A 23,181-nucleotide genomic window follows, 5' to 3' on the forward strand; every position below is an offset into this window, starting at 1 on the left:
CACCCGTTGAGTACGAGGCAAACTACTACCTGTCGACCACGAAACCGCTGGTCACAGCCACAACCTGAGATCTCTATCGAACCCGGGGCGGTTCAATGTCCGTTGCGTGGGTGTATCGGGAGGCGCCTCGGGTTGGCCTTGTTCCTTACCGTTTCGGTGACGGGCGGAATGCGAAGCTGCAGTTCAAGGTGTCGGAGGTGCAGGCGTGGGTGAAGCAGCAGCGTTTGTCGGGCGAGTGAGCCTACGGTGACGATGAGGGGTCTGACCGTGGGGGCAGGCCCCTCATGTGCTCACGCGGCCGCCGCGAGGTGGAGGGTCTGGGCGGAACGGTTCGCTTCCGGCTTCCCGTGCCAGCACGTCAACTCCTACGGCATCGCTGTGGTCGTGACCGCCGAAGCCGGAACCGAACCGCTTGAGTCTGCGGCTGACTTCGAGTCAGTCACGTCCGAGTCGGGCATGCGAGCATGGCCGGATGACTGTGAGCGTGAGTGTGAGTTCCCATGAGCTGTACGAGCTGCACCGGGTGACGACGCCGGTCCTGGAGATCGCCTACCACCGGGTCGGCGAGCGCCGCCGGGAGGCCGACGTCCCGGTGATCCTGCTGCACGGTTTCCCCTACGACGTGCGGGCCTACGACGAGGTGGCGCGGCTGCTCGCCGAGGCCGGCCGGGAGGTGCTGGTGCCGTACCTGCGCGGCTACGGGCCGACCAGGTTCCTGGCTGAGGACACCCGGCGAAGCGGCCAGCAGGCCGCGCTCGCGCAGGACTTGCTGGAGTTCATGGACGCGCTGGGGATCGAGCGGGCGATGGTCGCCGGCTACGACTGGGGCGGGCGCGCGGCCTGCGCGGCGGCGGCGCTGTGGCCGGAGCGGGTCCACGGCCTGGTCACAGCGGGGGGCTATCTCGTCCAGGACATCGCTCGCGCGATGGAGCCGGCCGCACCGGAGGCGGAGCGCAACCTTTGGTACCAGTACTACTTCCATTCCGAGCGGGGGCGTCAGGGTCTGGAGCGGAACCGAGAGGAGCTGTGCGGGCTTCTCTGGCGGCTCTGGTCTCCGACCTGGCCGAAGGTACAGGAGGCCTTCGCCGCCTCGGCCGCCAGTCTGCACAATCCGGACTTCGTGGACGTCGCGATCCACTCCTACCGCCACCGCTACGGCCTGGTCGAAGGTGACCCGCGCTACCAGGAGTTGGAAGACGCGCTGGTCGGCCGGCCGGCCATCGTGGCCCCCGCGGTGGTGCTGGTCGGCGAGGACAACGGCGTGATCCCCGCCGCCGACCAGACCAGCATCGAGCGCTTCACCGGCCCGTGCGAGGTGCGGACCCTGCCTGGCGTGGGTCACAACGTCCCGCAGGAGGCCCCTGAGGCCTTCGCCGAGGCGATCCTGGGACTGCCCGATTGAGCTCGCTCGATCGAGCCTGCCCGGCCGAGCCCGGCGGTGAGCGGTGTGCCCGGCGCGCTATCCTGCGACACATGATCAACTCGTATGAGGGTCTTGAGGATTCCGGCGTCGCGATAGCGGCGGCCCGGGCCGGCGCGGGTGTGGTGCGCGGCATGTACGGCCGGCGGCTCGCCCGGATCGACAAGGGCGCGGGGGACTTCGCCACGGCTGCGGACGTCGAGGCGGAGCAGGCGATCCTCGGGGTCATCCGAGCCGCTCGGCCCGATGACTCCGTGCTGGGCGAGGAGGGCGGGCAGCAGGGGGCGGCGCGGTCCGCGCGCCAGTGGCTGGTGGATCCCCTGTGCGGCACCCTCAACTACGCCGTCGGCGGCATGCTGGTGGCCGTCAACGTGGCGCTGCGCGGCGGTGCGGCGGCGGTCGCCGACCCGTTCAGCGGCGAGGTGTTCTTCACCGACGGCGAGACCGCCTGGGTGCGGAGCGAGGGCACCGACGCCAGACTGGAGCCCACGGCCGCGACCCGGCTCGTGGACGTCAACCTGGACCCGCCCTTCCCCCACGCGGAGACGTTCCGGGCGGTGGACCTGCTGGCCCACCCCGGCTTCGTCGCGGGGTTCCGGCCGCGGGTCGTCTCCACGTCGCTCGCGCTGGCCTGGGTCGCGGCGGGGAAGCGCGCGGCGTACGTCACCGACGGCGGAGACCTGTCCGGGAGCGTGCACTTCGCCGCCGGGATCGCCCTGTGCCGAGCGGCCGGCTGCGTGGTCACCGGGATCGACGGAGCCCCGCTCGGCGAAGCTGGCCGCGGGCTCGTCGTGGCGGCCGACGGCGAGGCCCACGAACAGCTGATGTCGATGATCCGTCCCTGAGGTCCCGAGAGCGCGACGCCTCGGCAGGCATCCCGCTACCCGATGACCTCCGGTCCGGCGGGGGCCGTGGTCGGCTCGGCCCCCGCCAGCGGCGCGCCGAGCAGCAGCCGCAGCGCCAGGCGGACCCGTGGTGAGGAGAGGTCGACCGTCGTCACCTCGGCCATCCGTTGCAGCCGGTAGCGCAGGGTGTTGGGATGGATCCGCAACTCCCGTGCCGCGTCCTTCGGTTCGCCGTAGTGGTCCAGCCAGGCGGCGAGCGTGGGCAGGAACGACGTGCCGTGCGCCTCGTCGTGCGCGCGCAGGTCCGGCAGGGGGCCGCCGAGCAGGCCGGCGTCGGGCCCGAGCGCAGTGCGGGCGCGTTCGACCAGCACGGCGTCCCAGGCGTCCTCCAGCAGGACCAGCCCGTCCGGGCACCGGGTGCTCGGCGGGTCGCCGGCGACGAGGCGGCGCAGCTCGGCGGCCTGGGCGCGGGAGCGCGGCAGGTCGACGGGGGAGCGAGCGAGGCCGCCCGCCGCGGCGTACAGGCCCCGATCGTGGCTGTGCACCTCGCCGAGCACCCGGCGCAGCCAGGCCGTCGAGCCGGCGTCCGCGGCGGTCCGACGGCGCGGAGTCGGCGGCTCGGTCAGGACGGCGAAGGGTGCGCCGTCGAGATCGACCAGGAGCGGCTGGTGCCAGCCGAAGCGGCGGAGGACCGACTCCCAGAGGTCGAGCTGTCGGCGGACGTCCTCGGTGCGGTCGGCGGTGCCGAGCGCGACCACCCGCCATGGCGGCGGGGGGAGTTCGGAGTGGGCGGTCGGCCCGGTGCCGTCCCGCAGAAGCCCGGCGCCGTCCCGCAGAAGGGCGCGCAGCCGGGCGGCCGAGACCCGGCGGGCGATGCCCGCCTCGGCGCGCAGGCGCAGCAGGTGCAGGGCGACGACCGATGCCAGGTCGGTCAGCCGTCGGACGCGCTGCGGCGGCACCGGAGTCGCCGCCACCACCCAGATCGCTCCCAGCCACTCGCCGCCGGCGCGGACCGGGACGGCCAGCCGGGGGAGTGTGCCGTCCGGTCCGGCGGGGACATGGATCGGGTCGTTGGAGTGCGCCAGCCTGCGGAAGAGGCCGCGGGCCCGGAAGTCGGCGATCAACTCCGCGGGTACCCGCCGCCCCACGATGGTGGAGACCCGGGCGGGGTCGGTGCCGTCCTGACGGCCGGAGTACGCCAGGACCCTCGACTGGGCGTCCTCCACCGTCACCGGGGCGTCCGCGATCTCGGCGGCGGCGTCGGCCAGGGTGAACAGGTCGCCGGGCCCGTCGTGGCCGCCGGGCTGCGGCGCGCAGGCCCGGTCGATGACGCCGCGCACCAGCCAGACGAGGTGCGACCAGGAGGCGTGCGGCTGGAGCTCGATGAGTGTCTGTCCGTGCTGCCGGGCGGCGGTGACCACCTCGGGGTCGTCGGCTAGCGGCGCCTTGAGCACGACACCGGCAGCCCCGGCGGCGCCGGCCTGGTGGAGCAGCGAGACGGCGGCGGCCGGGCCGGTCGGACCGATGCCGAGGAGGAGTTCGCCGGGCTGCCCGGTGGCCTCGCCCGGCACGGCCAGGACGACGTCCTGCACCCGGGTGTCGTCCCCGGTCACCACCACGCGCAGCAGCCCGGCTCCGAGGGAGTCGACGAGGTCGGTGGTGGCGATCATGCTCGGGACCTGGCGGCGGGGAACGCGGGCGGCTGGTTCATCCGGACAGTCTGCGGCACCCGTTGTGCCCGGCGCACTACCCGGCGGGCCGGAATTGGCCGCCCGGCACCAGGACGGTGGGGGCGGCGCGGCCCACCATGGAGAGCGCCTCCCGTCGCGGGAGCAGCAGACCGGTGCAGCCACAGACCGGTGCAGCCACGAATCGGTGCGGGCACAGACCCGTGCAGCTACAGAAGGAGCGAACCGATGGCCCGTTCCGCAGCGCCCGACTCACCGCCACGACGCGTCGCCGTCGTCGGGGCCGGCATGATCGGCCTGTCCACCGCCTGGTTCCTGCAGGAGTTCGGCGTCGAGGTCACCGTGTACGAGCGCGGGCAGGTGGCCGCAGGCGCGTCCTGGGGCAACGCCGGGTGGCTGACCCCGGGCCTGGCGACGCCGCTGCCCGAACCCGCCGTGCTCAAGTACGGCCTGCGCGCGGTGTTCAGTCCGTCCTCGCCGGTCTACGTGCCGCCGAGCGCGGACCCGAGGCTGCTCAGGTTCCTGGCGGGATTCGTCCGGCACAGCACGGCCGGCCGCTGGCAGCGTGCGATGGACGCGCTGGTGCCGATCAACCGCCGGGCCCTGGCCGGCTTCGACGCCCTGGCCGCCGGCGGCGTCGAGGCGAGGACGGTCGAGACCGGGGCCTTCCTGGCGGCGTACCGCGGCGTCGGTGAGCGCCGGGTGCTGATCGAGGAGATCGAGCACATCCACGGGGCCGGCCAGAAGCTGGAGTACGACCTGCTGAGTGGTGACGAGGCGCGCGCCCTGGCGCCCGCGCTGTCCGGCGAGGTCGGCGCGGCCGTCCGGCTGCGCGGCCAGCGCTTCCTCGACCCCGGGCGGTTCGTGTTCGCCCTGGCCGACTCGGTGCGCGGGCGAGGCGGGGACATCCGCACGGGTACGGCCGTCACCGACGTCCGCGACCGCGGCGTCGACGTGCTCGCTGCTGGGAGCGCCCCCGAGCCGTACGACGCGGTGGTGCTGGCCGGCGGAGCGTGGCTGGGTGACCTCGGCCGCAGCTTCGGCGTCCGCGCCGTCGTACAGGCCGGCCGAGGTTACAGCTTCAGCGTGCCGGTCGAGCACCTGCCCGCCGACCCGCTGTACTTCCCGGCCCAGCGGGTCGCCTGCACGCCGCTGGGCGAGCGGCTGCGGGTCGCCGGGACGATGGAGTTCCGCAAGCCTGGGGCGCCGTTGGACCGCCGTCGGATCAGGGCCATCGTCGAGGCCGCGCGGCCGATGCTGCGCGGCGCCGATCTGGAGGCGCGCCAGGACGAGTGGGTCGGCTCGCGACCCTGCACCCCGGACGGTCTGCCGTTGATCGGCGCCACCCGCTCACCACGGGTCTTCGCCGCCGGCGGACACGGCATGTGGGGTATGACCCTCGGCCCGGCCACCGGGCAACTGCTCGCCGAGGCGATCGTGACCGGGCGTCGCCCGGCCGAGCTGGGGCCCTTCGATCCGCTGCGCTGACCGAAGGGCCCCAGGACGTGTCCTGTGGGTCTTTGCCGGGTCCGACAGGACCCACAAGTGCGGACCAGGACCCGGCCGCTGGTCAGAAGGCGGACTTGGCGAACCAGAGCGCCAGCAGCTCGTCGTCCCCCGACAGCTCGACGCGCGCGGCGGTGTGGTCGAGGCGCCGGTACAGCAGGAGCAGCAGGTCGGCGGCGGTGGCCCGGACGGTGGCGTCGGCGGTCGCGTCCGCGCCGTGCGGGTCGAGGCCGAAGCCGTCGGGGCGCAGGCGCACCAGCCAGTCGCCGTCGCCGTCGGTGCGGGTGAAGCGGATGGTCCGGTCGTCGCCGCGCAGTTCGGCGGTGCCGGGGGCGAAGAAGGCGGCGAAGGGCAGGTTGGTGAGGAACTCGGCCACACCGTCGGCCGCGAGGGCCGGCTCGATGTCGGGGTCGAGGCCGAGCGCGAGTTCGGCGTCGACGCGGTGGACGAGGGTCTCGAACAGCATCCGGCGCACCCAGAACCGGGCGTGCTGGTCGGCGCCCCAGGCCCACATCGGCGCGTCGAGGTCGGTCTGGGTGAAGGTCGAGGCGGCCTGCTCGGCGGCCTCGGCCAGCCAGGCCGGGTACTCCTCGGGCCGTTCGGGCAGTCGCAGGTCGACGTCGCGGCTGCGCGGCGGCTCCTGGATCCGCTGCTGCAGCAGGACGGTGAACCAGCGCTGCACGCTGCCGGCGTGGCGGATGAGGTCGGCGAGGGTCCAGTCCGGGCAGCTCGGCACCGGGAGGGCGGGGTCGGCCTGCCGCACGGCGGCGACGAAGCGGGTGGTCTCGGCGGCGACGGCGGCGCTGTGGTCGAGCGGGGTCATGAACGTGGTCTCCGGGGGTGCGGGTCTCGCGGCGCTTCGGGACGGTCTGCGCGCTCGATGTTTCATGGCGTGAAGCAATTGCCGAGGACGCACGCTAGGCCTGAAAGGTTGATCTTGTCAAGCATCTCCGGGGCGCCCCCGGCGATTCCACCCGGTTGGGCCGGATCCCCCGGACTTTCCCGCGCTCCGGGTGTTTCGGACGCCGCACAGCGGACAGTCGCGCTTCGGGGGCTGTCCGCAGGAGGAAGGAGGGCATCGTGGCCCCGAGGAAGCCGCCCACAGGGTGGACCGGGGACCTGGACCTCGCGCCCGAGGCGCCGCCCGGCAGGTTCACGGTGGAGGTCTCGCCCTGGGCCGAGGGGACCGTCCTCGCCCTGTACGGCGAACTCGACCTCGACTCGGTCGCCGGGCTGCGCGCGGTCCTCGGCACCGCGCTGGCCGTGCCGGCCACCGTCGTGGTCGTCGACTGCGCGGGCCTGGAGTTCTGCGACTCCACCGGGCTCAACACCCTGCTGCGGGCCCAGGCCCGGGCGGCGGTCGACGGCAGTCGGATCGAACTGGCCCGCCCGCGGGCGCTGGTGCTGCGCATGCTCGAACTCACCGGCGCCACCGATGCCTTCCCGATCCGGGACACCCCGCCCGGTTGAGCGTGGCCCGGTTGGGCCCCCGCACCGCGGCAGCGCACAGCGCCTTCGCACGCCCCGGCACGCGGTGGCAGAGTGGGAGCAGGGCGGCGTACCACCGCCCCTGGCGTCGGCGCGCGCCCCGCGCGCACGCCGTCCGTGACGGATCCGGGCGGTGGGACAGGATGGACGACAATCCGGTACCCGGCGCGCCGGCCGAGGGCGATCCCGTACCCGGCGCGCCAGTGGCCGATCCGGCCGAGCAGGCCTTGCGGCAGCTGCTCGCCGGGCTCACGGCCGTGCGCGACGGGGACTTCCGCACCCGGCTCACCCCCGACGGGCCGGGGGTGCTCGGGGAGATCGCCGAGGTCTTCAACGGGATGGCCGACCAGCTGGCCCGGGTGACCGACGAGGTGACCAGGGTGGCCCGCGAGGTCGGCACCGAGGGGCGGCTCGGCGGCCAGGCGACCCTCGCGGGCGCCGCCGGGACGTGGCGCGACCTGACCGACTCGGTGAACTCCATGGCGGGCAACCTGACCAGCCAGGTGCGCAACATCTCCCAGGTCGCCACCGCCGTCGCCGACGGCGACCTCACCCAGAAGATCCGGGTGGACGCGCGTGGGGAGATCCTGGAGCTGAAGGAGACCATCAACACGATGGTCGACCAGCTGTGCGCCTTCGCCGACGAGGTCACCCGGGTGGCCCGGGAGGTCGGCACGGCCGGGAACCTGGGCGGGCAGGCCACCGTCCGGGGCGTCTCCGGCACCTGGAAGGACCTCACCGACAACGTCAACGTGATGGCCTCCAACCTCACCGGCCAGGTCCGCTCGATGTCCGAGGTGGCGACGGCCGTCGCCCGGGGCGACCTCTCCCGGAAGATCACCGTGGAGGCGAAGGGCGAGGTGGCCGCCCTCGCCGACGCGATCAACACCATGGTGGACACCCTGTCGGCCTTCGCCGACGAGGTGACCCGGGTGGCCCGGGAGGTCGGCACCGAGGGCATCCTGGGCGGCCAGGCCCGGGTGCCGAACGTCGCCGGGACGTGGAAGGACCTCACCGACCACGTCAACTCCATGGCGGGCAACCTGACCAGCCAGGTGCGCAACATCGCCCAGGTGACCACGGCGGTCGCCGAGGGCGACCTCACCCGCAAGATCGACGTGGACGCGCGCGGGGAGATCCTGGAGCTGAAGACGACCATCAACACCATGGTGGACCAGCTGGGTTCCTTCGCGGCCGAGGTCACCCGGGTCGCGTTGGAGGTCGGCAGCGAGGGGCGTCTCGGCGGCCAGGCCCGGGTCGAGGGCGTGTCCGGCACCTGGAAGCGCCTCACCGAGAACGTCAACGAGCTGGCCGGCAACCTCACCCGGCAGGTCCGGGCGATCGCCGAGGTCACCAGCGCGGTCGCGGCCGGCGACCTGACCCGGTCGATCAGTGTGGACGCCTCCGGCGAGGTCGCCGACCTCAAGGACAACATCAACGCCATGGTCGAGTCGCTGCGCGAGACCACCCTGGCCAACCAGGAACAGGACTGGCTGAAGACCAACCTGGCCCGGTTCTCCGCCGCGATCCAGGCCCGGCGGGACATCCAGGCCGTCGCCGAGATGATCACCGACGAGCTCACCCCGCTGATCGGGGCCCAGTACGGCGCGTTCTTCCTTGCCGAGGAGAGTGAGGGCGGCCCCGAGCTGGCCCTGATCAGCGCCTACGGCCGCCCCGCCGGGCAGGAGCTCCGGGTGCGGCTGGGGGAGTCCCTGGTCGGCCAGGCCGCCCGCAGCCGGCGGATCATCACCGTCGACGACCTGCCGCCCGGCTACGCCGTCATCGGCTCCGGCGCCGGAGCCGTCGAGACCCGCTCGCTCGTGGTCCTGCCCGTCATGCTGGAGGAATGGCTGCTCGGTGTCATGGAGTTCGCCTCCGTCCACTCGTTCACCCAGGTCCACCGCGACTTCCTGGAACGCTTCGCCGAGACCTGCGGCGTGAACATCGGCACCCTGCTCGCCAACGCCCGCACCGACGAACTGCTCGCCGAATCCCGCCGGCTCACCGCCGAATTCCAGGCACAGTCCGAGGAGTTGCAGGCCGGACAGGAAGAACTGCGTCGCTCCAACGCGGAGTTGGAGGACAAGGCCGCCCTGCTCGCCCAGCGCAACCGGGACATCGAGGCCAAGAACCTGGAGATCGAGCAGGCCCGCCAGGAACTGGAGGAACGCGCCCGGCAGTTGAGCCTCGCCTCGATGTACAAGTCCGAGTTCCTGGCCAACATGAGCCATGAACTGCGCACCCCGCTCAACAGCCTGCTCGTCCTCGCCCAACTGCTCGCCCAGAACTCCGGCGGCAACCTCACCCCCAAACAGGTCGAGTACGCGGGCGTCATCCACTCGGCCGGCACCGACCTGCTCCAGCTCATCAACGACATCCTCGACCTCTCCAAGGTTGAGGCCGGGAAGATGGAGACGGCCCCCGAGCCCTTCCCCGTACGGAAGCTGCTGGAGTACGTCGAATCCGCCTTCCGGCCGCTGGCCGACCAGAAGGGCCTGGCCTTCGAGGCGGTCGTCGACCGGAACGTCCCGGAGCGGATCGTCACCGACCAGGCGCGGCTGCGCCAGGTGCTGCGCAACCTGCTGTCCAACGCGGTCAAGTTCACCGACACCGGGCGGGTCGAGCTGCGGATCGAGCGCGTCGAGGCCCCGAACCTGCCGCCCGAACTCGGCCGGGCGGAAGCGGCGGTGGCCTTCCACGTCGAGGACACCGGCATCGGCATCGACCCCGACCAGCTGGACGCCGTCTTCGGTGCCTTCCAACAGGCCGACGGCTCCACCGCGCGGCGCTTCGGCGGCACCGGCCTTGGCCTGTCGATCAGCCGGGAGCTCGCCCGGCTGCTCGGCGGCACCCTCACCGTCCACTCCACCGCCGGGCAGGGCAGCCGTTTCACCCTCCACCTGCCGCTCGCCGGGCCCGAACGCCCGGACGGCGCGGCCGAGACCGAGCCCGCCGTGCTGGTCGTCGAGCCCGACGCGCCGGCCCTGCTCACCCTGCTCACCCGGGCCGCCGTGGCCGCCTCGGGCAGCCCCCTCCCGGCTGCGCGGGTGACCAGTGCCGGGGACGCCGCGGAACTGCGTGCCGCGCTGGACGAGGGCCCGTACCGCTGCGCAGTGCTCGACCTGGCGGGCTCCGCCGAGCTCGCACCCGTACTGCTGGACGCCCTGGCGGACGGCCCCCCGGTTCTCGGGTACCGGTCCGGCCACACGCCCGGTTCGATCGCCGGGGTGGAGACCACCCGCGGCCTGGACGATCTGAGCGAGCGCGTCGTCCACCTGCTGGGCCGCCGCCGCCCCCACCCCGACCCGGCCACCGGGCAGGCGGGCGCGGCGCTCACCGGACGGACCGCGCTGATCGTCGACGACGACGTCCGCAACGTCTTCGCGCTCGCAGCGGCCCTGGAACAGCACGGCCTGACCGTCCTGCACGCCGCCGACGGCGCCGCCGGACTCGGCCTGCTGCGGGCCCACCCGGAGACCGACCTCGTCCTGATGGACGTGATGATGCCCGGTCTGGACGGCTACGCCGCGATCGCCGCCATCCGGGCCGACGAGCGCTTCGCCCGCCTGCCGGTCATCGCCGTCACCGCCAAGGCCATGCCCGGGGACCAGGACAAGAGCCTCGCCGCCGGAGCCGATGACCACATCACCAAGCCGGTCGACACCACCCACCTGCTCGACCGGATCCGGTACTGGCTGGACACCTCATGACCGACCGGCTGGACCCCTCATGACCGGCGCGGACGAGCCGTCGGACGGCACCGCCCAGGCCCTCGCGGCGACCGTCCGCCGACTCCAGCGGGACGCCGAGCGGATGCGGGCGGAGGCCCGGGCGCGCTCCACCGTCGACCTCGCCACCGGCATCCTCGCCGAACGCCTGGGGGTGGTCCCCGCCGAGGCCGCCGCCCGCCTCGGCCGACTCGCCCGGGACGCGGGCGTCCCGGTGGTGGCCCTGGCCGCCGACCTCGTCGCCCTCCCCGACGACACCGTCCAGCCGCTCGCCGGGGCCCCGTGCTCCGGGCCCGCCGTGACACCCGCCCTGGCCGCCCTGCCCGACCTGCAGCAGGCGGTCGACGCCGTCCTGGAGCAGACGGGGGAGGTGCTCGGCGTCCGGTCCGTGGCTGTGTGGCAACGGCTGCCCGGGGGCGCCCTGGCGCTGGCCGCGCACGCCGGCCTGTCCGCGGACGACGCGGCCGCGTGGAGCAGGGTGCCGCCGGGTGTCCCGACCCCGGCCCAGCGGGTCGTCGCGGGCGGTGCGGACCTGTGGCCGGGCGACCCGGGGGCGGAGGCGCCGTCGATCGGCGCCGGAGCGGACCGGGCCGTCCTCCCGCTGCTCGACGGTGGCCGTCGGCGCGGCGCGCTGGAGGTCCTGCAAGCCGCCCCCGCCGCCCCGCTCGGTCCCTCCCAGCGCCGCCAGCTGTACGCCCTCGCCGACCTCTGCGCGACCCTGCTGGGCACCCCGCCGGCCCCGGCCGCACCCGAGGCCGCCGCCGACCTCCTGGACGGGCTGCTCACCCCCGCGCTCCTGCTGGAACCGGTGCTGCGGGACGGACAGGTGGTCGACTTCACGGTGGTCCGGGCGGCTGCGCGCTTCGAGGACCCGCTCGGCCGCCCCCCGGAGGCCTTGGAGGGCGGTTCGCTGCTGGAGAGCTACCCGGCCGCGGTCGGCGGCGGTCTGCTCGAACAGCTGGTGCGGGTGCACCGGACCGGCGCGCCGCTGCCCGCCGAACGCATGCGAGTGGTCTTCCGCGAGGGCGAACGCGCCCTGCCCGCCACCGTCCTGCTCGCCGCCGCCCCGCTGGGCGACCGGCTGCTGCTCGGGTGGCGGCTGGAGTCCGAGCGGGCCGAGGAGGCCGAACAGACCGCTCTCCTCGGCCACGCCCAGCGGCTGGCCCGGGTCGCCGGTTTCGAGGAGTTCCCGCAGAGCGGCCGGATCCTGTGGAGCGCCGGCCTGTACGAGCTGTTCGGCCTACCTCCCGGCACCGCGCCCGTGCCGCTGGCCGTGCTCGTCGCGCACGCCCACCAGGACGACGTCCCCGCCGTACGGCGCCTGGTGAGCACCGTCCGGCACGGGCACCGGGCCTCCTCCGCGGTCTTCCGGCTGGCCCGCCCGGACGGCACCCTGCGGCACACCCGGGTGATCGCGGAACCGGTCCTCGACAGCGCGGGCCGGCTCACCGCGATCCGCGGCGCCTACCACGACGTCTCCGCCCAGCACTGGACCGAGGTCGCGCTCGGCGCCACCCGGGCCCGCCTGGCCGACAGCGAGCAGGAGTCGGCCGAGCGCGCCCAGCTGGCGCTGCGGCTCCAGCAGGCCATCCTGCCCGCCGCGCCGCCGCCGCTGGGCGTCACCGGCCTGCACGCGGCCGTGCGCTACCGCCCGGCCGCCCAGCGCGACCGGGTCGGCGGCGACTGGTACGACGTGCTGCCGCTGCCCGACAAACGGGTGCTGCTGGCCGTCGGCGACGTGGCCGGTCACGGCGTCGAGGCGGCCACCGGGATGGTGGCGCTGCGGCACGCCCTGCGCGGCCTCGCCGTCACCGGGGCGGGCCCGGCCCGGCTGCTGGAGTGGGCGAACACGGTCGCCCTGCGCGAGCCCGGCCAGGTCACCGCCACCGCCGTCTGCGTCCTGCTGGACCCGGTCGGCGGCGCGCTGCGCTGGGCCCGGGCCGGGCACCTGCCGCCGATCCGGCTCGGCCCGGACGGCGCCGAGGTGCTGGCGCTGCCGCACGGCATTCTGCTCGGCGCCCTGGAGGACGCCCAGTACGAGGAACGCACCGCCCGGCTGGCCCCCGAGGACGTCCTGCTGCTGTACACCGACGGCCTGGTCGAGCGTCGGGACCGCCCGGTCGAGGAGTCCGTCGACCAGCTGATCCGCGACGCCGGCGCCCCCGGCCCGGACCTGGAGGGCTATCTCGACCGGCTCCTGGAGCTCAGCCCCGCCGACACCGACGACGACACCTGTCTGATCGCCGTCCAGACCGGGTGACCGCCCGGCGTGTCGGACCGGGTGGCTCGGGTAGGCGCGACTTGGCGGGGGCCGACAGCGAGACGGAAGGGATCCCCGACGATGCCGCCGAGGTGCAGACGGCACCGCGCTCACGGACCGCACCGCTCACGGACCGCACCGCTCACGGTCCGTACGGCTCACCGACCGCACGGCGAGCATGAAGACCAGGGAGCGAGGGATGCGTACGACCCTGGCCGGGGCACGGTTCCCCACCACGGGACCGCCCCCGACCCTGCCCTGGGCACGGTGGCTGCCGCTCTCGGCACGGGCCGGAGTCGCCGCCGAGGCGCGCGCCTTCACCGCCGACTTCCTGGCCGGGGTGCCGGACCCGTTCGTGGTCGCCGACGCCGTCCTGGTGGTCTCCGAACTCGTCGGCAACGCCCTCCGCCACGCCGGGGAACCTGGCGCGCTGTTGCTGGTCAGGGGCCCCGGACGGGTGCGGATCGAGGTCAGTGACTCCAGCCCGAGGCCCCCGCTGCCCAGGCCCCCGCACGGCCCCGACGAACGCGGGGGCCTCGGCCTGTACCTGCTCGACCGGCTCGCCCTGCGCTGGGGCTGGCGACCGCTGGGGCCCGGCAAGACCGTCTGGTGCGAGCTGCGACTCCCGGAGGGCTGAGCCCCCGGTGTCCGAGGGCCCCTGGCGGGTAGGTACACCCCAGGGCGGTCGGTGTACCGGCCGACCGCTCCCGCACCCTCCCCCCCCGGGTGCCGCCCGCACGGGCAGGAGAAGCACGTGACCACCCCTCCCAGCAGAGTCCACCTCGCCGACCGGGAGGCGGCCGCACCGCCCCGCCCGCCGTCCGACCTCCCGCCCCGCCCCAGCGCCGCGGAGCTGCGGGTGATGGGCAAGGCGGAGGCACGCGAACTCAGCGACGCGCTCTTCCAGCGCCTGGGCGGTCTGGTCCGCGAGACCCACGCCTACAGCTACGTGCGCGGCACGATCATCGAACTCAACATGCCGCTGGTCCGCTTCATCGCGGCCCGCTTCCGGCACCGCGCCGAGGACATGGAGGACATCCTCCAGGCCGGCACGATCGGCCTGATCAAGGCCGTCGACGGCTACGACCCCGGCCGCGGCGTCGAGTTCGTCACCTACGCCGTCCCCACCATCGCCGGGGAGGTCAAGCGTTTCTTCCGCGACACCTCCTGGCCCGTCCGGGTGCCCCGCAGCATGCAGGAACTGCACCTGACCGTCGCCCGCGGTTCGGACCGCCTGGAGCAGCGACTCGGCCGCCTCCCGCACCCGGAGGAGATCGCCGAGGACCTCCACATCACCCTCGAACAGGTCACGGAGGGACTGGTCGCCGGCCAGGTCTACCGATCCGATTCCCTGGACGCACTGCGGGAGGGCGACATTGACGAGACCGGCAGCGCGATGCTGGACCGGCTCGGCCACTGCGACCCCGGCATCGAACTCGCCGAGTTCCGCACCGCCGTCCGCCCGCTGCTCGCCGAACTGCCGCCACGCGAGCAGACCGTCCTCAAACTGCGTTTCTGGGACGGCTGGACCCAGTCCCAGATCGCCCGGCGGGTCGGCGTCTCCCAGATGCAGGTCTCCCGCATGCTCGCCACCACCCTGTCCCGGCTGCGCCGGCAGCTGGAGGACCGGGAGGCACCCGGCTGGCGGGACCCCTCGGAGGAAGCGGAACCGGCCTGACGCCGCCGGACCCCGCGGCGCCGGACCCCGGTCACCGTCGACCGGCTCCGCGAGGACGCGCGGCTACCCGGGTTCGGCGACGGCATGCCCGAGCCGCAGCCGTACCGCCAGCTGCGGCCCCTGCCGCTCCCGGCCCTCCTCGCGCGCCGAGCAGAGGTCGGCGATCGTGCGCAGCATCGCCTCGACGTCCGCGGGGGTGCCGAGCAGCTCCGCGGTGATCTCGCCCGGCAGCACGGTCCGGCCCTCCAGCGGCGTGAGGCTGTGCACGTCGAAGGCCTGCGAGGCGCTCACCGCAGGGCCCGGCACGGGGATCGCCGAAACGCCGTCGGGCCGCGACTCGGCCACCGTCCAGATGCCCTCCGGGGTAAGGGTGGGGGGCGACTCCCACACGTTGCCGATCCGGGTGAGCCCGCGTCCGGTGTGGGTCGGGAAGAGGCCTTCGAGCAGGTCGAGGACGGCCTCCGCGACCTCGCGCGCGCCGTCGTGGAGGCGCACCAGCACGTGGCCGGCGGAAAGCGGCAAGCCCATCGGTTCCTCCGCCGATCGCTCCAACCCGTTCGGAGACCAGGTACGCACGGTGCACCGGCCGCCGCATCCTCAGCCGTGCCGCGCGCCGCGGGCGGCAGAGGGCCGTCGCACGGCTACGGGACGATGACGACCTTGCCCGCGACGGTGCGGGATTCGGCCAGCGCGAGCGCCGCGGCGGCGTCGTTGAGCGGGAACTCGCCGGCGACCTGCGCGGTGAGCACGCCGTCGGCCAGCAGCGTCAGCACCCGGGTGAGGTCCTCGCGCAGTCGGGCGCGGAAGGCGTCCGGGCGGCGGCGCTTGCCCGCCCAGAAGTTGTAGAAGTGCGCGGCCCTGCCGTTGGGCAGGATGTTCCACAGCGCCAGCCAGGCGAACAGCTTCAGCACCGGGAGCCGTGAGTTGCCGTCCTCGTCCTTCGTGGCGGCGGTGCCGTAGGACACCAGCACCCCGCGGTTGCGCAGGAGTCGCCACGACTCCTTCAGCCCGGCGCCGCCGACGTGGTCGAACACCGCGTCCACGCCGTGCGGCGCGAGCTCCCGGATCCGCCGGTACACGTCCGGGTCGCGGTAGTCGACCGGGGTCGCGCCGAGCTCGCGCACCGTGTCGTGGTGCCGGGCCGACGCCGTGCCGATCACCGTGATCCCGGCGTGCCGGGCCAGCTGCACGAGCGTGGACCCGACGCCACCGTTGGCGCCGAGCACCACGATCGTCCCGCCTTCGGGCACCGCGGCGATCCGGTGCAGCATCTGCCAGGCCGTGACCCCGTTGACCACCAGGGTCTCGGCGGCGGCCGCCGTCACGCCGTCGGGCACGGCCACCAGGTCCGCGGCGTCGAGCAGCAGGAGGCTGGCCCACGCTCCGGTCTTGGTGACGGCGGCGAAGCGGCGTCCGATCAGCGCGGCGTCCACCCCCGGGCCGACGGTGACCACCGTGCCGACCACGTCGTACCCGGGCACGAAGGGGAAGGGCGGCTGGTCGTAGTACTTGCCGCGGCGCATCTGCTGCTCGGCGAAGGACACGCCGGTCGCGTCCATCCGCAGCACGACCTGGCCCGCGGCGGGGAGCGGGAGTTCGCGGGTGCGGAGCTGCAGGCCGCTGACGTCGACGGCGCCCGGCAGGACGACCTCGGTGGCGTGGGTGACGGCGGTGCCGTTCATGACGTACTCCGTTTCGGAAGGTTGCGGCTACGGCCGTAAAGTTACAGACGTAACTCTGCGGTGCGCAAGAGCCTTGTGCCCGTAAGTTCTCGGATGTAAGTTCACGGCATGGACGACGAGCCGACCACGACACCGACCCGCCCCCGCAACCGCCGTGGGGAAGGCGCCAGGCTGCGCGAGGAGATCGTGACCGCAGCGGTGGAACTGCTGGACGAGACCGGCAACGAAGGTGCCATCACGCTGCGGTCCGTCGCCCGCCGCGTCGGGATCGCCGCGCCCTCGATCTACCGCCACTTCCCGGATCAACCGGCCATCATGCTGGCCGTGGTGAAGCAGGCGTTCGACCAACTGGAGGCGCAGCTGCGCGCCGCCGTGGACGCCGCCGGCGAGGACCCCCGGCGGCGCCTGTTCGCCCTCTGCCACGCCTACCTGGGGTTCGCCCAGGACCATCCCGAGCGCTACCGCACCATGTTCGGCGGCCTCTGGATGCCCGCACTGCAGGGCACCTCCGTGACGGCAGACGACATGGAGACCCTCGGCGACGCGTGTCTGGGCCTGATCTCCGAGGCGCTGGACGACTGCGTCACCACCGGCCGGGCCGTCAGCTCCGACGTGTCCGCGGACGCCGTCGCACTGTGGCTGGGCCTGCACGGGCTGGCGCACCAGCGTGCCGTGACGGTCGCCTTCCCGTGGCCGCCGGACATCGCCGACCGCGTCATCACCGCGCTGGCGCACCTCAAGGCCGGATGAGCCGGGCCGGGTGCGGCCACGTCTCCCCATCGCCGCCGTACCCGCCGCCGCTCACCCCGGGGACGACGGAAGCGCGGGCTCGATCCGCTCGGACCCGCGCTTCAGCTCGACCCGATCAGCCGTGCGTGACGCACTTGTTGGCGCTGTTGGACCACAGGCCCTGGAGGTCGAAGGTGCCGGTGCTCAGGGTGACGTAGGCGTCGAGGTTCTGGCACTCGTCGCCGATCTCGCCGCCGCCGCCGTTCCAGCCGATGCTGGGCCAGAAGTCGGTGACGGTCTCGGCGTACTCGTGGGTCTCGGTGGACTCGATGCCGGAGAGCAGGCGGCCGTCGGTGAAGGTGGTGCAGGCGCCGGCGCCGTTGTCGGGGATGTACGGCAGGTTGGTGTAGGCCAGGGTGCCGTAGGAGCTGCTGGTCTTGTCGTGCCAGGCGCAGAAGCCGGAGTTGGGGAAGCCGTCCGGATGGGTGCCGGCGGCGGAGACGACCACGTACTGGGCGTTGAGGTTGGGCGCCTGGGTGGTGTTGCCGAAGTGGGCGGCGGCCTTGCCGGCCTCGGCGGCGATCTGGGTGGCGGTCGCGCTGGCGGGCGCGGCGGCGGAGTTGTCGAACCAGACGCCGGCCAGCGGGGAGGAGGCCGGGTGCTGGACGTGGACGCCCTTGGTGCCGCAGGTGGTGGTGCCCCTGGCGACGCCCTCGCAGTACTGGTTGAGGATGGTGCCCCAGGTGTCCTGGCTGCCGTAGAGGCCCTTGAACATGTTCTGCATGTCCGGGGCGACCCCGGCCGGGTCGGATGACCACTGCGAGCCCCAGAAGACCAGGTACACCTTCGGGGTGGGGGACACCACGCCCTGGGTGGCGCTGGAGCGCACCGACAGGGTGTTGTTGGTGGTCGCGGCCGACCGCTGGGCCGTACCGGGGTGGAGCGGCTTGAGCCCGTAGTGGGCTGCGGCCGGGGCGGGTTGCGCCGAGGCTCCGGTGGCCAGCGTGGTGGTACCGAAAGCGGCCAGGGCCAGCGCGGTGAGGGTGTGGGCGGCGGCCTTGAACGGCTTGCGCATGCGTCTGCTCCCGAGTGTGAGGGTGTGGGAGGTTTGTCCGTGCATTGTTTGAGCGCCGACACCTCACCAGCTCGGCCGCCGGCCGGTCCAGATGTCGGACACGGTGGGGGGAAGCCTTTGCCGTGGTCATACCAAGTCCTTGTCAGGGGACTTGAGGACGTGGGGACTTGGGGAGCCGGGGGGGCTGTGGGCCGGGGACGCCCCGGCCATCGGAGTCGGGCTGGCCCGACGGATGGCACTACGATGCGCAGCGGCACGTTCCGACCTATCCACGGGGGTTTTGATGGCGGGTCAGTGGCAGGAGCTGGGCACGCCCGGCGGGATCGAGGCGTATGTGCACCGCCCGGCGGGCGAGGCGCGCGGCGCGGTGGTGGTCTGCTCCGAGCTGTACGGGGTCAACGCGTATCTCCGGGGCGTCTGCGCCGAGTTGGCGGGCCTCGGCTACGTGGCGGTGGCGCCGGACTTCTACTGGCGCAACGCCCGCCGCACCGAGCTCGGGTACAGCGCCGAGGAGCGCGAAGCCGGTCTGGTGCTGATGCGCGCCCTGGACCGCGACGAACTGGTCGCCGACGCGGCCGAGGCGCTGGCCGCGGCCCGGGGCATGGCCGACGGGCACGGGGTGGCGTTCCTCGGGACGAGCATGGGCGGGCACATCGCCGTGCGCGCGGCCACCGAGCTGCGCTTCGAGCTGGCCGCGGTGTTCTACCCGGGCTGGCTGCTCAACTCCGGCTTCCCGCTGGTCGGTCCGGTGCCGCCGCTGGAGACGGCCGAGCGGATCGACGCCAACGGCGTGCACCTGCTGGGCTTCTGCGGCGAGCTGGACCACATCCTCCCGCAGGAGGAGTGGCAGGAGGCCGAGCGGCGGTTGACCGAGGCGAAGGTCGAGCACGAGCTGATCACGTACCCGGGCGCCCGGCACGGCTTCGCGGCCGACCGCCCGGAGGACCACGACGCCGACGCGACGGCCGACGCCTGGCGGCGGGTGCACGAGGCGCTGGCCCGTCACCTCTAGGCCGGGGCCCGCGGAGCGGAGCAGTGGAGGACAAGCTGCTCCGCTCCATGGGCACGGGCGCGTGCGCGCGCTACGCTTCCCCGGCACGCGTCGACGGGGGATGACGATGGACGAGCGGTACACCGAGCCCAAGTACGCCACCGCGCTCAGAGCCGGGCTGGAACTGGTCGGCTGGATCGGGCTGCCGATCGCGCTCTGGCCGCACTCGATCCTGCTGGCGATCGGTGTGGACGTCCTGCTGATCGGCGTCCCGGCCGTCCTGCAGACCCCGGGCGACAAGCCGGGCACGGTCATCGCGGTGCCCGGCTGGGTCACCATCGTGATGGTGCTCGCCGAACTCGCCGGCGCCGTGACCGCCGCCTGGCTGCTGTTCCCGACCTGGGCGGCGGTGCTCGTCGGCCTGGTCGCGCTGACCTGCTGCGGCACCGAACTGCCGCGCTGGCGCCGTCTCCTGGCCGCCTGACGGGCGCGTTCGGCGTCAGGCCCGGTCCGGGGCCCGGAAGTCCGGGTGGCCCAGGATGAACAGCCGCTCGGAGGGGTTGAGGCGGTAGGGGACGGTCTTGCCGGTGTCCGTGAAGCCGAGCCTGCGGTAGAAGGCCAGCGCCCGCCGGTTGTCCTCGTGCACGCCCAGCGTCAACCAGCGGACGTCGGTGTGCTCCCGGGCGTGGCGGATGCACTCGTGCATCAGCTCGGCGGCCGGGCCGGCGGGGCCGCGGTACTCGGGGGAGACGTAGACCGAGTGGACGTGGACGTGGTCGGGGACGTCCGGGAGTGGCTCGACTCCGGCGGTCCCGACCCAGTCCCCGGCCTCGTCGACGGCGACGAAGGTGGCGCACTCCGCGGCGGTGGCCTCGACGGCGGCCCGCTGCTGCCAGGCGTCGTCGGGGAGGGCGAGGGTGTCGTCGTAGGAGGAGCTGAAGGCCTTCGGCGAGTCGAGCAGCGCCTCCAGCTTGATCGAGCGCAGTTCCCGGTGCTCCGCGCCGGTCATCCGGCGTATCGCGTAGTACATGATCCGACTTTCGCACAGCAGGGGGCCTTGTCGCCGGGCCGGACCGGTGGCCGCTCGCGGTGACGGCGGTGACAGTTGTCACGTGGTTCCGGCCACAAAGATCACTGACCCGCGGTCAGGCGGGTGCGAAAGACTGGACGCCTACCGAGCAGGGGGAGAGGCAAGGATGAAGGTATTGGTGGCCGGAGCCGGGATCGGCGGGCTCTGCCTCGCGCACGGGCTGCTGGGGGCCGGCGTCGACGTACGCGTCCTCGAACGGGAGGACGACCCGCACAGCCGCTACCAGGGCTTCCGGATCGCCCTGAACGAGCACGGCCTGGCCGCTCTGCGCGCCTGCCTGCCGGAGCGGCTGCACACGCTGCTGGAGGCCGTCACCGGGCCGATGGCGGGGGAGCGGCTGGTGCTCGACCAGCGGCTCCGGGAGCTCCGCAGGCTCGGGGCGGTGGACGAGGGGGTCGCCACCGACCGGCACGTGCTGCGCCAGCTGCTGCTGGCCGGGCTCGGCGACCGCGTCGAGTTCGGCAAGCCGGTGGTCGGCTACGAGGAACGGGCGGACGGGACGGTCGAGGCACACCTCGGCGACGGCGGCAGCGCCGTCGGTGACCTGCTGGTGGGCGCGGACGGAGTGGGCTCGGCGGTGCGCCGCCGGCTGCTGCCCGCGGCCGAGGTGGTCACCGTCCCCGGCAACGCCGTCCTCGGGCGCACCCCGCTCACCGAGCGGTTCGCCGCGCTGGTGCCGGGCTTCGGCACCGTCGTGCACGGTTCCGGCGTGAGCATGCTGCTCGGCCGGATGGAGTTCCGCCGGCCGCCGCGGCGCGCGGCCGCCGAGCTCGCGCCCGACGTCCGACTCCCCGACACCGGGAGCTACTTGCGCTGGGTGGTGATGCTCCCGGGTCCCGTCCCGGCCGAGCCGGAGGGCTGGGAGGCCGTTCACGGTGAACTGCTCGCCCTGCTGGACGGCTGGCACCCCGACCTCGTCGACCTGGTACGCGGCGCCGATGTCGTCAACAGCTCGCCCCTGACGGTCCGTTACGCCAAGCCCGTACCGCACTGGGGCAGCACCCGCCGGGTCACCCTGCTCGGGGACGCGATCCACCCGATGCCACCGAGCGGCGGCCAGGGCGCCAACACGGCCCTGCGCGACGCGGCGCTGCTCACCCGCTCGCTCGCCGCCGTCCAGCGGGGTGAGGCCGAACTCCGCTCCGCCGTCGAGGAGTACGAGCGGCGGATGCTCGACTACGGCTTCGCCGCCGTCGCCGAGAGCATGGAGCGCCTCCCGGACTTCACGCCGACGCGCTAGCGGACGCGAGGCGCGGCAGCCGGGGCGGAGTTCGTGCGGGCGCGATCTCCGGCCGGGCACTGGTCGTGGTTCACCCGGGCGGCGATGATGACGCGAGTCCATCGACGTGTGACCCCCGCCCGCCCCGGGCCGGGCCGCAGGAGCGCCACCCCCGCGGCCGGGACCGGATCCACACCTTCGGAAGGCACCATGCTGAACCTGTCGGTCCTGCTTGAGGATTCCGCCCGCACGTACCCGAACCGCGAGGCCCTGGTCCTCGGTTCGACGCGGCTCACCTACGCCGAGGTCGAAGCGGCCGCGAACCAGGTCGCCAACCTGCTGGTGGAGCGGGGGATCCGGCCCGGCGACCGGGTGGCGCTGAGCTGTCCGAACGTGCCGCAGTTCCCGATCGTCTACTACGGCATCCTCAAGACCGGCGCGGTGGTCGTCCCGCTCAACATCCTGCTCAAGTCCCGGGAGGTGGCCTACCACCTGCGCGACGCCGAGGTGAAGGCCTACTTCTGCCACGAGGGGACGCCGGGCCTGGCCGTCGGGGAGGAGGGCTGGAAGGCGTGGAACGAGGTCGACACCTGCGAGGATTTCTTCCTGATCACCGCCGATCCGGCCGCGCCCTCGCCGATCAGGGGCGCCGAGACCCTGGGCGAGGCGCTCGCCGGGAAGCCCCCGGTCTTCGACCCGGTCGCCACCGAGGCGACCGACACCGCCGTGATCCTCTACACCTCGGGCACCACCGGCCAGCCCAAGGGCGCCGAACTCTCCCACGCCAACACGATGATGAACGTGATGGCGTGCAACCGGATGTTCCGGAGCGCACCGGCCACCGACAGCCACGTCCTGTGCCTGCCGCTGTTCCACACCTTCGGTGCCACCATCCAGATGCACACCGGCTTCTCGACGGCGGCCACCCTCCACCTGATGCCGCGCTTCGACGCGGAGCAGGCCGTACGGCTGATGAGCACCGAGGAGATCACCTTCTTCGCCGGTGTCCCGACCATGTGGTGGGGCCTGCTGGGCGCCCTCACCGACGCCGTCGACGTGGACCGGATCGCCGGCAACCTTCGGATCGGGATCTCCGGCGGCGCCCCGCTGCCGGTGGAGATCATCAGCCGGGTCAAGGAGCGGCTCCACGTCCGGATCCTGGAGGGCTACGGCCTCTCCGAGACCTCGCCGGTGGTGACCTTCTCCGATCCGGACCGCGAGCCGCGCCCCGGCTCGGTCGGCGCCCCGGTCTGGGGCGTGGCGGTCAAGCTGATCAACGCCGACTGGTCGGAGGTCACCGGCACCGGCGCGGTCGGTGAACTCGCGGTCAGGGGCCATGGCGTGATGAAGGGCTACTACAACCGGCCCGAGGCCACCGCCGAGGCGATCAGGGACGGCTGGTTCCGCACCGGTGACCTGGCCCGGAGGGACGAGGACGGCTTCTACTACATCGTCGACCGGGTCAAGGACATGATCATCCGGGGCGGCTTCAACGTGTACCCGCGCGAGATCGAGGAGGTGCTGATGACCCACCCCGCGATCAGCCTGACCGCCGTCGTCGGCGTGCCCCAGGACCGTTACGGCGAGGAGGTCAAGGCCTTCGTCATCCTGAAGCCCGGGGCCGAGGCCACTCCCGAGGAGCTGATCGCCTGGGGCCGGGAGCAGATGGCCGGTCACAAGTACCCGCGCATCGTGGAGATCGTCGAGCAGCTGCCGATGACGGCCACCGGCAAGATCCTCAAGCGTGAACTCAAGTGACGGGCCGTCTCCTCCCGGTGCGGT

At 73.5% G+C, this 23,181-nt stretch carries 19 protein-coding genes and 2 pseudogenes; 14 read left to right on the plus strand and 7 right to left on the minus strand.

All coding sequences use genetic code 11. The annotated features are described in order from the left end of the window. The first annotated feature begins 472 nt into the window (after positions 1 to 472). Both ACIRYZ_RS37990 and ACIRYZ_RS37995 read left to right on the plus strand, forming a co-directional pair. Positions 473 to 1,402 carry an alpha/beta fold hydrolase gene (locus ACIRYZ_RS37990; RefSeq protein ID WP_402953059.1) on the plus strand — a complete coding sequence of 310 codons (930 nt, stop codon included), beginning with the start codon at positions 473 to 475 and terminating at the stop codon, positions 1,400 to 1,402. A gap of 71 nt (positions 1,403 to 1,473) precedes the next feature. After that, positions 1,474 to 2,265 carry an inositol monophosphatase family protein gene (locus tag ACIRYZ_RS37995; RefSeq protein WP_402953061.1) on the plus strand — a complete coding sequence of 264 codons (792 nt, stop codon included), beginning with the start codon at positions 1,474 to 1,476 and terminating at the stop codon, positions 2,263 to 2,265. A 35-nt stretch (positions 2,266 to 2,300) separates the two neighbouring features. On the opposite strand, the gene ACIRYZ_RS38000 is transcribed toward ACIRYZ_RS37995, so the two are convergent. Next, entirely contained in the window at positions 2,301 to 3,935 is a 1,635-nt protein-coding gene (locus tag ACIRYZ_RS38000) for a PucR family transcriptional regulator (protein ID WP_402953063.1), read from the minus strand. 246 nt (positions 3,936 to 4,181) lie between these two features. On the opposite strand from ACIRYZ_RS38000, the gene ACIRYZ_RS38005 reads away from it, so the two are divergent. Next, the gene (locus tag ACIRYZ_RS38005; RefSeq protein ID WP_402953065.1) at positions 4,182 to 5,441 is read left to right on the plus strand and encodes an NAD(P)/FAD-dependent oxidoreductase; all 1,260 of its coding nucleotides are present in this window, start codon (positions 4,182 to 4,184) and stop codon (positions 5,439 to 5,441) included. An 82-nt stretch (positions 5,442 to 5,523) separates the two neighbouring features. Here the strand turns inward: ACIRYZ_RS38005 and ACIRYZ_RS38010 are convergent, their stop codons facing one another. Then, positions 5,524 to 6,282, minus strand: coding sequence for a maleylpyruvate isomerase family mycothiol-dependent enzyme (locus ACIRYZ_RS38010; RefSeq protein WP_402953067.1), 759 nt, complete (start codon positions 6,280 to 6,282; stop codon positions 5,524 to 5,526). Between the two features lie 257 nt (positions 6,283 to 6,539). On the opposite strand from ACIRYZ_RS38010, the gene ACIRYZ_RS38015 reads away from it, so the two are divergent. The 5 genes from ACIRYZ_RS38015 (at position 6,540) to ACIRYZ_RS38035 (ending at position 14,613) form a co-directional block, all read left to right on the plus strand. Continuing rightward, a complete protein-coding gene (locus ACIRYZ_RS38015) occupies positions 6,540 to 6,929 on the plus strand; it encodes an STAS domain-containing protein (protein WP_402953068.1) in 390 nt (129 codons plus the stop codon). A 161-nt stretch (positions 6,930 to 7,090) separates the two neighbouring features. Continuing rightward, positions 7,091 to 10,657, plus strand: a complete 3,567-nt coding sequence (locus tag ACIRYZ_RS38020) for a HAMP domain-containing protein (RefSeq protein WP_402953070.1) — start codon at positions 7,091 to 7,093, stop codon at positions 10,655 to 10,657. Between the two features lie 19 nt (positions 10,658 to 10,676). Next, positions 10,677 to 12,935 carry a SpoIIE family protein phosphatase gene (locus ACIRYZ_RS38025; protein ID WP_402953072.1) on the plus strand — a complete coding sequence of 753 codons (2,259 nt, stop codon included), beginning with the start codon at positions 10,677 to 10,679 and terminating at the stop codon, positions 12,933 to 12,935. 199 nt (positions 12,936 to 13,134) lie between these two features. After that, entirely contained in the window at positions 13,135 to 13,572 is a 438-nt protein-coding gene (locus ACIRYZ_RS38030; RefSeq protein ID WP_402953074.1) for an ATP-binding protein, read from the plus strand. Between the two features lie 117 nt (positions 13,573 to 13,689). Next, positions 13,690 to 14,613 (plus strand): SigB/SigF/SigG family RNA polymerase sigma factor, encoded by a 924-nt coding sequence (locus ACIRYZ_RS38035; RefSeq protein WP_402953075.1) that lies wholly within the window; start codon positions 13,690 to 13,692, stop codon positions 14,611 to 14,613. Positions 14,614 to 14,676: 63 nt separating this feature from the next. Here the strand turns inward: ACIRYZ_RS38035 and ACIRYZ_RS38040 are convergent, their stop codons facing one another. Together ACIRYZ_RS38040 and ACIRYZ_RS38045 are read right to left on the minus strand one after the other, a co-directional pair. After that, positions 14,677 to 15,135, minus strand: a complete 459-nt coding sequence (locus ACIRYZ_RS38040; RefSeq protein WP_402953077.1) for a hypothetical protein — start codon at positions 15,133 to 15,135, stop codon at positions 14,677 to 14,679. A gap of 119 nt (positions 15,136 to 15,254) precedes the next feature. Further along, positions 15,255 to 15,842: a zinc-binding dehydrogenase gene (locus ACIRYZ_RS38045; RefSeq protein WP_402953141.1), complete on the minus strand. Its 588-nt coding sequence runs from the start codon at positions 15,840 to 15,842 to the stop codon at positions 15,255 to 15,257. Here ACIRYZ_RS38045 and ACIRYZ_RS38050 point away from each other — a divergent pair. Next, a pseudogene (locus ACIRYZ_RS38050) lies at positions 15,808 to 15,879 on the plus strand (hypothetical protein); the annotation flags it as partial. The gene ACIRYZ_RS38045 and the pseudogene ACIRYZ_RS38050 overlap by 35 nt on opposite strands. Positions 15,880 to 15,956: 77 nt before the next feature. Here ACIRYZ_RS38050 and ACIRYZ_RS38055 read toward each other — a convergent pair. Continuing rightward, a pseudogene (locus ACIRYZ_RS38055) lies at positions 15,957 to 16,295 on the minus strand (alcohol dehydrogenase catalytic domain-containing protein); the annotation flags it as partial. A 108-nt stretch (positions 16,296 to 16,403) separates the two neighbouring features. Between ACIRYZ_RS38055 and ACIRYZ_RS38060 the strand changes: the two are divergent. Beyond that, positions 16,404 to 17,045, plus strand: a complete 642-nt coding sequence (locus ACIRYZ_RS38060; RefSeq protein WP_402953079.1) for a TetR/AcrR family transcriptional regulator — start codon at positions 16,404 to 16,406, stop codon at positions 17,043 to 17,045. A gap of 115 nt (positions 17,046 to 17,160) precedes the next feature. Here the strand turns inward: ACIRYZ_RS38060 and ACIRYZ_RS38065 are convergent, their stop codons facing one another. Then, positions 17,161 to 18,099: a hypothetical protein gene (locus tag ACIRYZ_RS38065; protein ID WP_402953081.1), complete on the minus strand. Its 939-nt coding sequence runs from the start codon at positions 18,097 to 18,099 to the stop codon at positions 17,161 to 17,163. A gap of 283 nt (positions 18,100 to 18,382) precedes the next feature. Between ACIRYZ_RS38065 and ACIRYZ_RS38070 the strand changes: the two genes are divergently transcribed. Together ACIRYZ_RS38070 and ACIRYZ_RS38075 are read left to right on the plus strand one after the other, a co-directional pair. Next, the gene (locus ACIRYZ_RS38070) at positions 18,383 to 19,111 is read left to right on the plus strand and encodes a dienelactone hydrolase family protein (protein WP_402953082.1); all 729 of its coding nucleotides are present in this window, start codon (positions 18,383 to 18,385) and stop codon (positions 19,109 to 19,111) included. A 106-nt stretch (positions 19,112 to 19,217) separates the two neighbouring features. Further along, entirely contained in the window at positions 19,218 to 19,574 is a 357-nt protein-coding gene (locus tag ACIRYZ_RS38075; RefSeq protein WP_402953084.1) for a hypothetical protein, read from the plus strand. Positions 19,575 to 19,589: 15 nt separating this feature from the next. Here the strand turns inward: ACIRYZ_RS38075 and ACIRYZ_RS38080 are convergent, their stop codons facing one another. After that, a complete protein-coding gene (locus ACIRYZ_RS38080; protein WP_402953086.1) occupies positions 19,590 to 20,120 on the minus strand; it encodes a GNAT family N-acetyltransferase in 531 nt (176 codons plus the stop codon). Positions 20,121 to 20,286: 166 nt separating this feature from the next. Between ACIRYZ_RS38080 and ACIRYZ_RS38085 the strand changes: the two genes are divergently transcribed. Both ACIRYZ_RS38085 and ACIRYZ_RS38090 read left to right on the plus strand, forming a co-directional pair. Then, entirely contained in the window at positions 20,287 to 21,420 is a 1,134-nt protein-coding gene (locus ACIRYZ_RS38085; RefSeq protein WP_402953088.1) for an FAD-dependent oxidoreductase, read from the plus strand. A 189-nt stretch (positions 21,421 to 21,609) separates the two neighbouring features. Next, positions 21,610 to 23,157, plus strand: coding sequence for a long-chain fatty acid--CoA ligase (locus ACIRYZ_RS38090; protein ID WP_402953090.1), 1,548 nt, complete (start codon positions 21,610 to 21,612; stop codon positions 23,155 to 23,157). Positions 23,158 to 23,181 lie beyond the last annotated feature (24 nt).

The sequence above is a fragment of the Kitasatospora sp. NPDC101155 genome, assembly GCF_044768305.1.
In the GTDB taxonomy this organism is placed as follows: Bacteria; Actinomycetota; Actinomycetes; order Streptomycetales; family Streptomycetaceae; genus Kitasatospora.